This window comes from Planomonospora algeriensis, from assembly GCF_977012225.1.
In genome coordinates this window covers 1-490 of the sequence record NZ_CDRNDK010001087.1, presented here as the reverse complement: position 1 = coordinate 490, position 490 = coordinate 1, and the positions used below count along the sequence as shown (strand labels likewise).

Annotated in this window: 1 protein-coding gene; it reads right to left on the bottom strand. The window is 76.5% G+C overall.

Going from position 1 to position 490, the window contains the following annotated elements; translation table 11 throughout:
- Window positions 1-89: 89 nt before the first annotated feature.
- On the bottom strand, window positions 90-365 hold the full coding sequence (locus ACWJ6R_RS37935; protein ID WP_449066794.1) for a hypothetical protein: 276 nt from the start codon (window positions 363-365) through the stop codon (window positions 90-92).
- Between the last annotated feature and the right edge of the window lie 125 nt (window positions 366-490).

Below are 490 nucleotides of genomic sequence, written 5' to 3'. Positions count from 1 at the left end.
GGCCTCGCCGGCGGGCCCGCGCCCTTCGCCGCCCCCGTCACCGCCGGCGTTCGCCCGCTCCGCGAAGACCCAGTTGTCGGCGGTCGTCCTCAGCCCGGGCAGCCAGGTGCCGGCACGTCGCGCCCGGCGGCGAGCTGCCGGACCGCGCCGTCCCGCATCTCACCGTGCGCGTGGAAGAGGTGGATCCCGGCCACTCCGAAACCGGGGAACCCCACCTCGATGCCGCGCGCGTCCTCGTACGCGGCGTCCAGGATCCTGCCGGGACCGGCGTCGAGGTCCTCGCCCAGCGCCCTGATCGAGTCCGGATGGATGCTCCTCATCCCCGCGCGCTGGTCCGCCGTGGGGGCCCGGAACCCATCGGGCACCGCGCCTCCCTCAGCGCCTCCCTTAGGGCTTCCCTTAGGGCCTCCCTCGACGCGCCTCGGCCACTCCAGCGGCGTCGCGGCCCCACCGGCCGCCGGGACCGCGCGGGCTCCGACGAAACCGCCCA